The following is a 13638-nucleotide window of genomic DNA, read 5'->3' on the forward strand; positions in this document are numbered from 1 at the left end:
GGTTGGTATTGATCTATTTTTTCTGCCTTGTATAGTCTTTGTTCTGCTGTTTTTTCTTATAGATTTATTTTTAAAGATTCAAAAACGAAATAAGTAAAGGATTGTGTGGGCTAAACTCGACACTAACTCGACACAAAAGAGATAAAGCAAGATTTGAGGGCGAGTGTTGTTAAATAAGTGTTGGTATTCCTAAACATAGTAAGGGAAAAAGGCGCTTAATTTAAGCGCCCTTTAATAATTAAAGATGACCTTTTAACTAATTTTTTTTAGTAGGAACTACTTCTTCCTCTTTCTTCTCTGCTTTTGGATCTTCTATTTGATCTTTCGCAGCTTTTTCAGGATCTAGAGGGTTTCCTTCAATTTTTTTCTGAATTACACCAGCTTTTTCTCTAATAGCTAATTCTATTTCAGCAGCTACTTTAGGATTTTGAGCAAGATAAGTTTTAGCATTTTCTCTACCTTGACCTATTTTCTCACCCTTATAAGCATACCAAGCTCCTGATTTTTCAATAATGTCTGCTTTTGAACCAAGATCTACAAGTTCCCCCATTTTACTGATCCCTTTTCCATACATTAAGTCAAATTCAACAACTTTAAATGGTGGTGCTACTTTATTTTTAACTACCTTAACTCTTGTTGAGTTTCCAATAATTTCATCTTTGTCTTTAATCGCACCAATTCTTCTAATATCCATTCTAACTGAAGAGTAGAATTTTAATGCATTTCCACCTGATGTTGTTTCAGGACTTCCAAACATAACTCCAATTTTCATTCTAATTTGGTTAATGAAAATCATCATTGTGTTTGTATTTGAAATTGAACTTGTTAATTTTCTTAAAGCCTGACTCATTAATCTAGATTGTAGACCAACGTGATGATCTCCCATCTCACCTTCAATTTCAGCTTTTGGAGTTAAAGCTGCAACTGAGTCAATTACAATAACTGATATTGAACCTGATTTAACAAGAGTATCAGCTATTTCTAAAGCTTGCTCACCTGCATCTGGCTGAGAAATTAATAATTCTTCAGTATTTACTCCTAATTTTTTTGCATAAACTGGGTCCAATGCATGCTCTGCATCTACAAATGCACAAATCCCACCAGCTTTTTGAGCTTCAGCAACAACTTGTAATGCTAATGTTGTTTTTCCTGATGACTCTGGTCCATAAACTTCAACAATTCTTCCTTTAGGCAATCCACCTATTCCCAATGCTAAATCAAGGCTTAAAGAACCTGTAGATACAAACTCAATATCCATTGCTCTTCTTTGTCCAAGCTTCATTACTGAACCTTTTCCAAAATTATCGGTAATTTGAGCTATTGCTGCATCTAGCGCTTTGTTCTTTTCTTTAATATCCATTTCTTGATCTTTAGTAGATTTAACTACTTTTAGGTTACTTTTCGTCATTTTTAGCCTCTTTTTTTTAATTTTTTTAACTCTCGAATCATAGAATAAATGTACACATTTTGTTCTCATTAGCAATATATTAATTTTTAAGGCTAAAAAAACAAATAATTACTTAAGTTTTAGATATTGGCTATTAAGAAGCCCTACTGCTTTTAACAAATTGTATTGAGCCATAAGGTAATTTCTCTCCGAGCTTACTAGAGATAATTGAACAGAAAGTAATAAAGAGTTTGATTGGATAACATCAAGGGTCGATCTTGATCCTCTTTCATACTCAGCAGCTATCCCTTCATTTGCAATCTTGGATGATTTTAATTGAACTTTAATAGAGTTTAAGAAACTTTTAGAGGCCTCCATGTTTGACCATGCACTTGCAACATTGGTCTCATTAGTTCTTACAACATGGTCTAATAACAATCTTTTTCTAGTTGTTAAATTTGTGTTTTTGTTAACTTTATACTTATTTTTTCCACCTAAACTAAAAGGCCAACTGACAGTTGCTTTTAAAATGTCTTTTTCTCTCTCACCAATGGTTGAGCTTAGATCGTCAGTATAAGATTTTTCTAAAGATACGGAAGCAGTTGGTTTTAAATCTGACTCAACAATTGAGATATCTTTTTCAGATATTTCTAAATCTAATTTTGCAATCTGTATATCTGGATTATTTTGTTTAGATAAGTTAATTGCGTCATTTAAAGTTTTTGGAATATTGACAATTGCATTTGAATTTTTCTTTAATTTATTTGGATCATTAATTTTTCCAATTATATTTTCATAATTAAGTTTATTAATTAATAATTCACTTTTAGACATTGCAAATTGAGCTTGGGCACCAGCTAGTGAAGATTCAGATTGAGCTACATCTGCATTAGTTATTTGACCTCTATCTCTTCTAATTTTATCATTTTCTACCTGTTTAATTAGAAGATTTAAATTTTTTGAATTAATATTTAATTTTTCTCTTGCTAAAATTAAATTTGTAAATGCATTAATTGCATCGTGTAACACATCTTGTTCTTTTTTTACTAATTGGGCTTTTGCAAGATTTAATGAAATTATATTTTTTTCAAGTGCAAGATCTCTACCATAATCTAATATCGTTTGTTCTAACTTTATTGATGTAGTAAAGGGATCAACATCATTTTTGGTTGCTGTTCCACCATTTTGATTTTTAAGTGTATTAGTATTTTCAAAACTTTTGGAGCCACTTATAGTAAGAGAGGGTTTGAAATCAGCTTTTGAAATATTAATATCTTCTTCTGAAGCTTTTATATTTTCTCTTTCAGCATTAATCTGAATGTTATTTTGATAAGTTAGGTTTAAAGCATCATATAAAGTATCAGCAATTGCGTTACTAAAACTAAACATTGTTAGAATAACTAATATTAATAATTTTTTCATTTTGTCTTATATACCGCAGATTTAATTTGATGGTTACTGTTTAAATTCAAAACAATAGACGCATATTTAGGCATTTTTTTGAACATGTTTTCTGTAATTCTTTGATAAGTTTGCATAAAATTGATTACATCACCTTTGCTCATTATTTTATGACTGGAAGACTTTTTGGTTTTTAACCATAATTTATGCTCTTGTTTTAATCTCCATTTTTGAAGCAAACTAAAGTTTTTAGCTTTTAAATAAATCATACAATTAAGTTGGGAGTATAATTTCTTATATTTGGTCTTTAATTGTTGGTTAACATGCTTTCTCCAAATAAGCTTTTGATCATTTGCTTTTTCAAGCGAATTTATTGATTTTTTAAGAGTTTTATTCTCTTCTGCTTTTGCTCCCACACACCACCCTTCAAATATTATTACATCAGGTTTTTCTTTTATTTTGTACCAATGTTTTTTAAGGAACCTATCATCAACCGCTTTATTAAAGTTTGGTAAATCAATTTTCTTAAAGTTTTTACTTTTTGCTTTTTTAAAAAAGTTTAACATCATTTGTACATCATGCGTTCCAGGTACTCCTCTTGTAGCTAACATTGGATGAATTTTTTTTGATAAATTTAATCTTTCTTTTCGAGTTTTATAAAAATCATCAATAGATATTTTAAATACTTTAAGTTTAAAATATTTTTCTAATATAATTTTTATAATTGAGCTGATGGTTGTTTTGCCTGTTCCTTGCCCACCTGCTAAACCAACAAAGTAAGGTCTTTTATTATTTGCTTTTTTTGTAATCCAAAAACACATAGGAATTAAAAAAGACTTTAGCATCCCATCTTTATTACCAAACTTTTCTGTGGAAGTTTCTTGTGATTTAATAAATTTAAAACAATCTTTTTTAACTTTACTAAAACACTCTTCAGTAACTTTCATTGAACTTATTATTTTTTCTGATCCATTGGATGGTTCTTTCCATCTATCAAAGTTATATCTTTTAAGTTTGCTACATCGACCTCATCAACACAACCTAAATTAAATCCAGTCATCGCAACATTACTTCTTGGATGATGATGGGTATAAATCCCACACTCAGAACAAAAATAATGCTTAGCTACTTTGGTATGATACTGATAAAGTTTTAATTTATCCTCTCCTTTAGTGATTTTAAAATCTTCATTTTTAACCATACCCATGGTTGCACTTTTTCTTTTACAGATAGAACAATTACATTTTACAATTTTTGCTAATTCATTAACTGGAACATTAATTTCAGCTTCAACAGCTCCACAGTGACAATTTAATTTCATATAACTCTCTTTCCTAATTTAATTGATACTCTTTATAAATTTGTTCTCTACTCTCTTTATTCATCCCTTTAGTTTTTTCTATAAATTCATTTCTTAATTCTCTCGTTTTAAATATATAAAAACAAACTGTATCTTTGCTATGATAAATAGCTTTTAACTCATCTTCTATATCGTTTAGCTCTTTTGGTATTTCAGCTTTAATACAAATCATTAATCTATTTTCCTAAATTCAAACTACTAGTGGTTGGAGTTATCCACAATAGCACAAAATGTGGTTTTGGATGTTCACGTTTTGATTCACTTTTGATTCAGTTACAGACTCAAAATACAACCTCTTGCGTGTATTGTATAACTAGTCTATAAAGTAGAACAAAACAAGAACATGAAACTAACAATCCCTTATTATCTGCATAAAGCAGGCGCTGGTTTTCCTTCTCCTGCAACCGATTATATCGAAGAAGATATTGATCTCAATATGCATTTAATAAGAAATGTTCCAGCCACTTTCATCATCAGAGTTCAAGGAAAATCAATGGTGGATGTTGGAATTAATGATGGAGATTTATTGGTGGTTGATAAAAGTTTGAAACCAAAAAACTTTTCAACAGTGATTGCAAACGTTCATGATGAGCTTGTAGTTAAAAGCTTAGTTCAAGAAAGAGATAAAAAGTTTTTAACGTCAGGATCTAAAGAGTTTACTGACAGAATTTTAATTAACGAAGAACAAGATATTTTTATCTGGGGGGTTGTTACTTATGTCATCCATTCTACGTACTAAAAAAATAGCATTAGTTGATTGTAATTCTTTTTACGTTTCGTGTGAAAGATTATTCAATCCTAAAATAAGAAGAAAACCTGTTGTAGTTTTATCTAATAACGATGGTTGTATTATTTCAAGATCTAATGAAGCAAAAGCTTTAGGAATTAAGATGGGTGAGCCTTACTTTAAAGCAAAAGATATTATTATTAAAAATAAAGTAGAAGTTTTTTCATCTAATTATTCTTTGTATGGTGATTTATCCAGAAGAGTAATGAGAACTCTTAAAAGATTTAATGCAGAGATAGAAGTTTATTCTATTGATGAAGCTTTTTTAGATTTATCTAATTTTCCAGATCAAGATATAGAAAAAGTTGGAAAAGAAATTAGAGATACAGTTTTACAATGGACTGGTATTCCAACTAGTATTGGAATTGCTAAAACTAAAACTCTAAGTAAAATTGCAAATCATATTGCAAAGAAAAAACAATCGGGGGTTACAAGTTTAATTGGGATTGATAATTTAGATCCTGTACTTGAGAAAGTTGAAATTAATGATGTGTGGGGTGTTGGTAGGCAACTAACTAAGTTTTATCAAAAGAATGGAATTTATAATGCTAAGCAACTTAAAAATAAATCTAACAGCTGGATTAAGAAGTCTTCCAATGTTTTAAGCTCAAGAACTGCAATGGAACTTAAAGGTATTCCTTGTATTAATTTAGAAACTACTACCTCAAAAAGAAAGAGTTGTGTTGTTTCAAGATCATTTGGAAAGAGAGTAGAAAGATTTCAAGAATTAAAAGAAGCTGTTGCAAATTATTGTTTAAATGCATCTGAAAAAATTAGATCAGAGTCATTAGTTGCAAAAGCAATCACAGTATTTGTAAGAACTAGTCCATTTCAAAGAAACTATGGTTACTACTCAAATGCAAAAACAATTGATTTTCCAATTGCAACAAACAACAGTATTGAAATAGTTAAAACTGCAGTAACAATTTTGGAAACAATTTTCAAAAATGGTTATCAATATCAAAAAGCAGGTGTTATGCTCACAGGGCTTTCAAATGCCAATGATAAAACCAACCTATTTTCATCTGAAAAAGATGAGAAAATAAATAGTTTAATGAGGTCTATTGACAACACTAATCACCGGTATGGAAGATCTACTTTAAGTGTTGCAAGTGCTGGTGTTCAAAAGAAATGGAACATGAAAAGAGAGTATTCTTCTAAAATTGATACGGCTGATTTTTATTCTCTACCAACGATTAGAGTTAATTAAGCTTAAAAGCTTTAGTAGAACCGTCTTTATATTGAAATTCTACTTCTGTTTTTGAGACACGTTTTAGAGATGAAAAACCATCATAATTAGTAATAAAATCATTTAAATTTTTTCTACCCTTTTTACTCATCTTTCTGCCTGGCGCATTAACACCAACATCAACAATAACATCCGCTCCGTTTAAAAATGCATTTATCCAAGCTTTTACTGGGGGACCACAGGTCATGGCTTCTGTTAACCAAATAGGTTTATCAACATCTACACTTTTTAATAAGGCTGCAAACTCGTCTACCCAAAGCTCTTTATCACATTTTCCGTCAGGAGTACTTATGTGATGAATATTAGCAATATCAAAATTGTCTTTTATTTTTGGTAAAGCATATTTCCAAAATTTTTCATTTTCTGGAAACATTCCAGCAGCACCTGCCATAACTATTATCGAGTCTTTTTGTTTTTCCTTAATAACTTTTGAAGAGAAATTAAAAATTTCTATGAACTCATCTTTCTTTCCTTTAAAGAACATCTTAAATTCTGGTTCATTCATTATCTCCCAATATATAATTGGCTTAGTTAATCCTTGCATATCATTATTACCATCTCCATCATACCGATCTACAAGAGCTAAAAGAAAAGTTTTATAATTATCCATTGAACAAGGTTTGCTCAAATACTTTGAAAAATGTTTACCAAAAGGACTTCTTGCTTTTTTTCTTTTACAAGATTTTTGTTCCCAATTAGAGTACGGCCAAATAGTTGCTATGATTGTTTGATTATGTTCTTGAGCATAAACAACTTGTGCATCAGCTTCATCCCAAGAATAACTTCCTTGTTTTCTTTCAATTTTATTCCATACAAAAGGACCTGGATGAGGTCTTACCCATTGATTATCTTTACCTCTCATTTTTTTATCACGTATTTCTGTAAGTTCACCAAATCTTGATTCTGCAAACAAATTGTTTGAATAAAAAATTATAAAAGTTAAAACAATTAAAATGTTTTTTACTAATGATGCAGTTTTAAATTTAACTGAGCCTGGCTAAGAAACCATTCATAAAAAAATTCTACTACTTAAAATTTCTAATAGACATAGTTAATTTTTGTTTAAATATGTTATAAATGAAATTAATATTCAATTTTTACGTGTAGAAAATTAATTAATTTTTGATTAAGGAAAAAATTAAAAAGGTCTTTGATTTTGTGAATAATTTAAATCCTTACAAAATGATTTTCCTGGCACTCCTCCACATAAAGCAACATTTTTTGCACCATGTACTTGAGATTTATCAGACAGTTGACTTATTATGTCGGAACACCCACTCCATAAATCATCACAACTATCTGCTTTGCCCACATTTGAGTATCGAATAACTGTATCAGGTATTTTTAATCCAGCATCGGTAGCTTCATCCATATGATGTCTATAAGGACCAAACTTAAATCTTGCACTTGATGCACCTACCATCGTATCACCAAAATAACTTGTTCTTAACTTGCCATCTATCCAAAAATGCAAAAAACCTTTTTTGGCCCATTTCGCATTTATTAAAATATTAACCCACTTACCTTTTAGTGAAGAGAAATCAGGATCAAGGACTACAGTATAACTATCAAAATAATAATATTCTCCTCCAGTTTCATTTTTTTTAGAGCCATAATTTGGTGAATTAAAAGACCAAGTAAAATTATTTTTTACTATATTTAATGAGGCATCATGTGTCCGTTCACCTTTGCCATAAAGTTTTTTAAAATCAAACAAAGAAATAGTATGCTCATCTGTTCTTATGTCTTTTGGAACAAAGTAGCCTACTCTATACCACTTAGTTTTACCTTTTTTTGTAGTATGTTTGTAAGGTTCCATAATTTGAAATCTCTGAGCGTGACCTGGTTTACCCCATCTATTCCAATCATGTTTGTGTCCCTTGTTTGAATACTTTAAATTAAATTCAATTCCTTGCTCTGCAACACCCATATGATCTTCAAATTTATCAAAAAATTTGTAAAGACCATTTTTATTTGGAGCATTTCTGGTGTTGAAAACCATTTTATTTTTTGACTGAGCTTTTAAAACATAACGTCCAAAATCTTTCTTCTCTTGTTTTTTCATATTTGTGTGCCATTTTCCAGCGTAAGAAAGTGATGGAAGTAAAAGAAGAGATAGAAGAGTGATTAAAATTTTTTTCATTTAACCTTTAATCACTGAATGAACAATTTTTTTCCAATTATAGTTTCTATACAATGAACTAACTACTATTATTCTTTTATTATCTAAATCAATTAATATTTGCTGGCCTGCAAACCCACTCAATCCTAAAATTTTTCTTTTCTTATCAATTCCAAAAATATCAAAGTGAATTTGACCACCATATGATTTTGTATAAAGACCGACATCAGTTGCATGCTTAGTATTGTCTTTCTTTTTAACTCTATTTTCATAAATAGTTTTTAAATACTTACCAGCACAAGTATCATTATGCCAATCATCCATCATTGTTTTTGCAATTCTTAAATAATCATATCTATTTGCATAAAAAGAATATCTTGCAGAAACAAAATCTTCATATTTTAAATATTTTCTAGATTTCTGAAATTGAACATTATTTTTAACTCCAATGTGTTCATTGAATACCTTGTGTAATAATTTGTCCCAATCATCACCAGCTTTGAATTTAACGTAATTCATAATTACATTGGTGGTCAAGGCACTATAATTATAAATTAATTTACTTTTTTCTGTACCTCTTAAATATTTATTCATCACCTTAACAAGACCAATGACATTTACATTTTCTTCTTTTTTTTCACCTTTGATTCTATTGTCAGAACCAACATTTCTTCTTTCACCAACCCATTTTTGATCCCCACCTTTCATATTCAAAAGATCAAGCAGTATTGAGTCTTGATAAAGGGTATTTTGAATTAAAGGCCAATCATCTAATTTTACATTTATATTATCAATATAACCTTCACAGATTGCGTGCCCTGTTACATAAGACACTAAACTTTTACCCATTGAGTGCGATGGAAGCATACCGTTAATAATTTTATCCCCTTGAACTGAAGTTGGTATATCTGACTCATCAATTACAATTTGATCATTTTCAAAAAGTAAGTAACTAATAATTCCAGTGTTTTTATTATTTTTAAATTCTTTTAAAACATTTTTATCTTGTCTTAGATTTGATTTAAACTTGTAGTGATTTTCTGATCCTTTAACTACCCAACCTTCATAATCTCTAAGTGGATAATCCCAAGTTTTTTTGTTTTTATTTGCGTAAGCTGAAGTTGAAAATATTAATATACAAATAACTATTAAGATTTTTTTCATTTACCTTTTTTAAATGGATCGTGTAGTAGCTTTTTGTGATTATATTTATATTTTTTATTGTTATAATGTAGTGAATTAACAACCAGTATTCTTGAATTTTCCACATCAATTATAATCATATTCCCGCCATAGCCACCCATACCAAATATAATTTTGTCTTTTAATCCTGGAAAATCCATATGAAATTGACCCCCATATGATTTTGTACGATTAAATGCAGGCTCTTCTTTTTCTTTGCTTCCTTTTGGTATTCTTCTTTCGTAAATTTCTTTTAAATATTTTCCAACACAAGTACCATTCTGATAATCATCCATTATAGCTTTTGCAATTCTAAGATAGTCAAATCTTGTTGCCATTATGTTTGGATGTCCATTTCCATTTTTTTCTTGAAAACTAGTATAGCCATAACGAATGCTATTTTTGATCTTTATTTTATCATTAAAAACTTTGCTATAAAATTTGTCATAATCTTCACCGATTTTAAATTTCATATAGTTTAAAATTAACTGAGTAACAAACCCATTATAATTGTATCTTTCCTTAGATTTTTTTGTATTTTTGTTTCTAAAGTGTGAGCGCATAGTTGTTTCAATATCCCTATCTTCATATGCACCTAATTTACTGGTACCATCGTCAAATTCATCGATGTATTTTTGATCACCAGTATTCATATTTAAAAAATTAATTAATTTTTGATCATGATAAAGTGAATCTTCTATTACAGGCCAGTCATTTACTCTTGCATCAACTCCATCAATGTAACCATCACATATGGCATGACCTACTAAATAAGAAGTTACTGACTTACCCATTGACATTGAATAAAATTTCGTATCATTATTTAAAAATTCTCCCAGTCTTTCTTTAGGAGAAAGTTCGTCAATCAATACTTCACCATCTTGGTAATATAAATAACTAAGGATACCTTTAGTTTTCATTTGTTTTTTTAAAAATTTATCTTCAATTAAATTGAATTTGAAATCGTAGGAACTATTTATCGATTTAAATTCTTTTAAATGTGAGCTTCTATCTCTATAAGAATATTTCCATAAATAATAAATCAAGGTGTCTCTATTTGGGTTTGCATGATAAGTAATATTAGTTGATGAAAATGCTTTATTAGCTAGCTTGATATTTAGATTATTCATCGTTATCATTTTTCCTTTGGGATAAAACCCACATTCTTCATTTAACCAAGCATCACTATTTTTTTTAAATGTTGCGCAAAGATCAACCTTAGCACCCCCATCTTTTAAATATTGGGAGTGGCCATTTTTCAAAAGCCATTGATTGAATTGATTTTGTTCGTTGGACTCAGAAGCAAATAGATTGTTTTGAAATGAAAAGATTAATACAACAATTAAAATTATATTTTTCATAATTTATATGTTGTCCCTTGATTTAAAAGTCAGCACAACCAGACTTTGTTATTATATAACAAACCTAGCAAATATTTAAGATACGGTCAAAATAAATAAAAAACAAAATAGATTTATTTATTAAGCTTTAAAGAGCTTGTCGGAAAGATTTTGTAAATCCTCACCCCAGAACACATCTTTTTGGATACGTTTGAAATCTAAATCAAAGACAGTCGACATTGCAGATGCATAAACTGATCTTGCATCAATTGTTACATTTAGATCTCTTCCTTGAAATAACTCTTTGCTTTTTAATCCTGGCCAGTCAGCGTAAACTTGATTTTTTTTAAGAAGACCACCACCCATAAAAATAGCAGATCCGTAGCCATGCTCTGTTCCTAATCCGCTGTTTTGTTTTATTGTTCTTCCAAATTCAGTCAGAGTAACAATTAATGTATTGTCAAATTGTTCTTTTAATCTTTTCTTTAAAGTTGCAAAAATAAGATCCATTTCTTTTAAGCAATCAGAGTGTGTCCCATGTTCTCCGCCTTGTGCAGCATGAGTATCAAATCCACCTACTTCAAAAACTGCAACTCTTGGGCCATTAGGTTCTTTCATTAAAGTACCTGCTTCACTTGCTAATGAATAAGTATCATCTGCTGCATAAGAAGTTTCTTTTGGTCTAGATTTTATTATTTCAAGCATACCTAATAATTCATCTTCAGATCTATCGCTGTAAACATCTTTTAATAAAGCTAATACTTTATCGCTTGGCAACTTTCCTTTGGTTGGAAAATAATTATTATTTTGTGGCACCCCTCTAAGAAGTAAAGGCATAGGCAATGCTAAAGCTAAACCTTCTTGCTTTAAACCAGCTACTTTCATTCCTCTTCCAAGCCATCCTGTTTTAATTTTGTATGGAATTTTGCCACCTGACTCCATCAAGTTTTGCCCATCAAAATGAGATCTTTCCGTATAAGGAATATTTGTTGCGTGCACGATAGCACCTTTCTTTTCTTTCCATAGTTCATGGAAATTAGTTAAACCAGGATGTAATGAAAAATCTGAGTTTAATTTTATAGTGTTATCTAAAATAAGTTCTTTTCTTCTTTTTTCAAAATTTTTATCTCCTACTACTGGAACTGCACATAATGCGTCCATTCCACCTCTCAACATAATTACAACTAAATTTTTTTTATTTTTAGTTGATGAATAAACGGGAAAACCAGATCCAGCTAAAAATAAAGTTGTTAAGGATCCCTTTAAAAAATTTCTTCTTGATATTTTCATGCTCTTAGAACCTCGGGTAGATTGAACAATAATATGTGTTTATCTATAGTTTTTTTATTCTTATTTAATATTTTCATTATCTTTTCAGGATTATCAAAATTATTGGTTACTACTTTTTCAAAAAATTCATCATTTTTATTATCAGGCTTTAAATTGATATAACCTTGTCTAGCATATAAAAATCTTCTAATTATTAATTCTGGAGACATCCAGTCTTCAGCTAAATCAGAAAATCCATTAGGCTGCTGAGATAAGTAAGGATGATGACCCATATCTTTCATAAACTTATGTGGTTTTGCTTGATAAGGATCTGGCCCATACCCTAACTGATAAGTATCAAATTTATCATCACTTGGTGGCCATTTTGCATCTGTCATTCTTCCCATTTGTAACCACCAATTTTCTGGTGTTTGAAATTTATTATGTTTATCATTAAATTCAAAAGCAACTTTAATTGCAGCTTTATGAACTTCAGGTAAAAATCCGTCATTTATCTCCCAAGCTTTTACAATTGGATCTGTCATATCTTTGGTAGGATAATCAGTAATTAAATATCTACAAAGTTTATAGGCTATAAATTCTCTACATGATTTATGATTTGCTAAAAACTTAATAGCTGCTGGCAAACCTTTTTTTCCTTTTGGAAACTCTTTGCCCCAAAATAATTTTTTACCTGGTTGATGATATTTTCTTTGAAACTTAACACTTGCAGTTTCAAGCAATGATTTGTTAAGCTCGTCATTTGGAGCCCATCCAGTCATTATCATAGCTAGTTCAGTTATATTTTCTTGAGTATATCCAGAATTTGGCGAAACTGTATGAAGCTCTAAAAGTTCCCTTGCATGATTTTCATTTATAGTTGCTGGTCTTTTTTTTCTTTTTCTCCAATCTGCCTTTGCATCCTTAGATTTAGGGCCAACATTTACAGCGTTATCTAAATGATGAATCATTGCCCATGCAACTGTAGCCTCGTGTGCCAGTTTTTCAAAAGTTTGATTCATATTTAATCGAATTGTCTCTCTCTGATACGCACCCGTAGTATAATGAGACAAGAAATCTTTGTCGCTAATTGTAAAATGATTACCCCAAAAATACCAAAGTTTTGCAAGAACAGGGTGACTTCCCATTGTTGCCTCTTTATGTCTAATAGCTAATTCTAAATTTCTCCAAAACTTTTGTCCTGTGTCTGCTCTCAATTTATTTTTAGCAGATTTGTATCCTTTTTTATCTTTTTTAAATTTTTTTCTAAGTTTTTTTCTATCGTTAAAAACCCAATCCCTATAATGTTTTCTTAATTCCTCTTCAGAATAAATTTTTCCCTTAAAAGTAAAATCTGGTATTTTATCTGTAATTTGTGAAGTTGCCCAAACTAATGGATCTGATGGAATTTTTTCATCTGGTTTTAAACCAAAAGCAACTTTTCTAAAAAAATTTTTCATAATAATTTTTTGTTGTCCCTGGATTTAAAAGTCAGCACAACCAGACTTTGCTACAATATTAAAAAGTTAACTATTTTATTA

13 protein-coding genes are annotated in these 13638 nt (G+C 29.8%); 2 read left to right on the top strand and 11 right to left on the bottom strand.

Going from position 1 to position 13638, the window contains the following annotated elements; all coding sequences use genetic code 11:
• Positions 1-256: 256 nt before the first annotated feature.
• The 5 genes from recA to ACIJYF_RS05445 all read right to left on the bottom strand — a co-directional run bounded on the left by recA (position 257) and on the right by ACIJYF_RS05445 (position 4320).
• The gene (gene recA, locus ACIJYF_RS05425; protein ID WP_435115833.1) at positions 257-1408 is read right to left on the bottom strand and encodes a recombinase RecA; all 1152 of its coding nucleotides are present in this window, start codon (positions 1406-1408) and stop codon (positions 257-259) included.
• A 108-nt stretch (positions 1409-1516) separates the two neighbouring features.
• Positions 1517-2809, bottom strand: coding sequence for a TolC family protein (locus ACIJYF_RS05430; RefSeq protein WP_435115835.1), 1293 nt, complete (start codon positions 2807-2809; stop codon positions 1517-1519).
• A complete protein-coding gene (locus ACIJYF_RS05435; protein WP_435115837.1) occupies positions 2806-3735 on the bottom strand; it encodes a uridine kinase in 930 nt (309 codons plus the stop codon). The genes ACIJYF_RS05430 and ACIJYF_RS05435 overlap by 4 nt, the downstream gene beginning before the upstream one ends.
• A gap of 8 nt (positions 3736-3743) precedes the next feature.
• Positions 3744-4109, bottom strand: coding sequence for a GFA family protein (locus ACIJYF_RS05440; RefSeq protein ID WP_435115839.1), 366 nt, complete (start codon positions 4107-4109; stop codon positions 3744-3746).
• 13 nt (positions 4110-4122) lie between these two features.
• On the bottom strand, positions 4123-4320 hold the full coding sequence (locus ACIJYF_RS05445; protein WP_435115841.1) for a hypothetical protein: 198 nt from the start codon (positions 4318-4320) through the stop codon (positions 4123-4125).
• A gap of 171 nt (positions 4321-4491) precedes the next feature.
• Between ACIJYF_RS05445 and ACIJYF_RS05450 the strand changes: the two genes are divergently transcribed.
• Both ACIJYF_RS05450 and ACIJYF_RS05455 read left to right on the top strand, forming a co-directional pair.
• On the top strand, positions 4492-4887 hold the full coding sequence (locus ACIJYF_RS05450; protein ID WP_028036578.1) for a LexA family protein: 396 nt from the start codon (positions 4492-4494) through the stop codon (positions 4885-4887).
• A complete protein-coding gene (locus ACIJYF_RS05455; protein WP_435115842.1) occupies positions 4865-6145 on the top strand; it encodes a Y-family DNA polymerase in 1281 nt (426 codons plus the stop codon). The genes ACIJYF_RS05450 and ACIJYF_RS05455 overlap by 23 nt, the downstream gene beginning before the upstream one ends.
• Here the strand turns inward: ACIJYF_RS05455 and ACIJYF_RS05460 are convergent.
• The 6 genes from ACIJYF_RS05460 to ACIJYF_RS05485 all read right to left on the bottom strand — a co-directional run bounded on the left by ACIJYF_RS05460 (position 6138) and on the right by ACIJYF_RS05485 (position 13557).
• Positions 6138-7097, bottom strand: a complete 960-nt coding sequence (locus ACIJYF_RS05460) for a hypothetical protein (RefSeq protein ID WP_435115844.1) — start codon at positions 7095-7097, stop codon at positions 6138-6140. The genes ACIJYF_RS05455 and ACIJYF_RS05460 overlap by 8 nt on opposite strands.
• Before the next feature lie 225 nt (positions 7098-7322).
• Positions 7323-8327, bottom strand: coding sequence for a heparin lyase I family protein (locus ACIJYF_RS05465; protein ID WP_435115846.1), 1005 nt, complete (start codon positions 8325-8327; stop codon positions 7323-7325).
• Entirely contained in the window at positions 8328-9470 is a 1143-nt protein-coding gene (locus ACIJYF_RS05470; RefSeq protein ID WP_435115848.1) for a hypothetical protein, read from the bottom strand.
• On the bottom strand, positions 9467-10849 hold the full coding sequence (locus ACIJYF_RS05475; protein ID WP_435115850.1) for a hypothetical protein: 1383 nt from the start codon (positions 10847-10849) through the stop codon (positions 9467-9469). The genes ACIJYF_RS05470 and ACIJYF_RS05475 overlap by 4 nt, the downstream gene beginning before the upstream one ends.
• A gap of 120 nt (positions 10850-10969) precedes the next feature.
• Complete coding sequence (locus ACIJYF_RS05480) at positions 10970-12118, bottom strand: DUF1501 domain-containing protein (RefSeq protein ID WP_435115851.1); 1149 nt, start codon at positions 12116-12118, stop codon at positions 10970-10972.
• Positions 12115-13557 (bottom strand): DUF1800 family protein, encoded by a 1443-nt coding sequence (locus tag ACIJYF_RS05485; protein ID WP_435115853.1) that lies wholly within the window; start codon positions 13555-13557, stop codon positions 12115-12117. Before ACIJYF_RS05485 ends, ACIJYF_RS05480 begins: the two co-directional genes overlap by 4 nt.
• Positions 13558-13638 lie beyond the last annotated feature (81 nt).

Source organism: Candidatus Pelagibacter bacterium nBUS_49 (assembly GCF_051200925.1).
In the GTDB taxonomy this organism is placed as follows: domain Bacteria; phylum Pseudomonadota; class Alphaproteobacteria; order Pelagibacterales; family Pelagibacteraceae; genus Pelagibacter.

Bases quoted from the DNA above. Each gene is read 5' to 3' on its own strand.
- recA (WP_435115833.1), bottom strand. From the start codon at position 1,408: ATGACGAAAAGTAACCTAAAAGTAGTTAAATCTACTAAAGATCAAGAA.
- ACIJYF_RS05430 (WP_435115835.1), bottom strand. From the start codon at position 2,809: ATGAAAAAATTATTAATATTAGTTATTCTAACAATGTTTAGTTTTAGT.
- ACIJYF_RS05435 (WP_435115837.1), bottom strand. From the start codon at position 3,735: ATGAAAGTTACTGAAGAGTGTTTTAGTAAAGTTAAAAAAGATTGTTTT.
- ACIJYF_RS05440 (WP_435115839.1), bottom strand. From the start codon at position 4,109: ATGAAATTAAATTGTCACTGTGGAGCTGTTGAAGCTGAAATTAATGTT.
- ACIJYF_RS05445 (WP_435115841.1), bottom strand. From the start codon at position 4,320: ATGATTTGTATTAAAGCTGAAATACCAAAAGAGCTAAACGATATAGAA.
- ACIJYF_RS05450 (WP_028036578.1), top strand. From the start codon at position 4,492: ATGAAACTAACAATCCCTTATTATCTGCATAAAGCAGGCGCTGGTTTT.
- ACIJYF_RS05455 (WP_435115842.1), top strand. From the start codon at position 4,865: ATGTCATCCATTCTACGTACTAAAAAAATAGCATTAGTTGATTGTAAT.
- ACIJYF_RS05465 (WP_435115846.1), bottom strand. From the start codon at position 8,327: ATGAAAAAAATTTTAATCACTCTTCTATCTCTTCTTTTACTTCCATCA.
- ACIJYF_RS05470 (WP_435115848.1), bottom strand. From the start codon at position 9,470: ATGAAAAAAATCTTAATAGTTATTTGTATATTAATATTTTCAACTTCA.
- ACIJYF_RS05475 (WP_435115850.1), bottom strand. From the start codon at position 10,849: ATGAAAAATATAATTTTAATTGTTGTATTAATCTTTTCATTTCAAAAC.
- ACIJYF_RS05480 (WP_435115851.1), bottom strand. From the start codon at position 12,118: ATGAAAATATCAAGAAGAAATTTTTTAAAGGGATCCTTAACAACTTTA.
- ACIJYF_RS05485 (WP_435115853.1), bottom strand. From the start codon at position 13,557: ATGAAAAATTTTTTTAGAAAAGTTGCTTTTGGTTTAAAACCAGATGAA.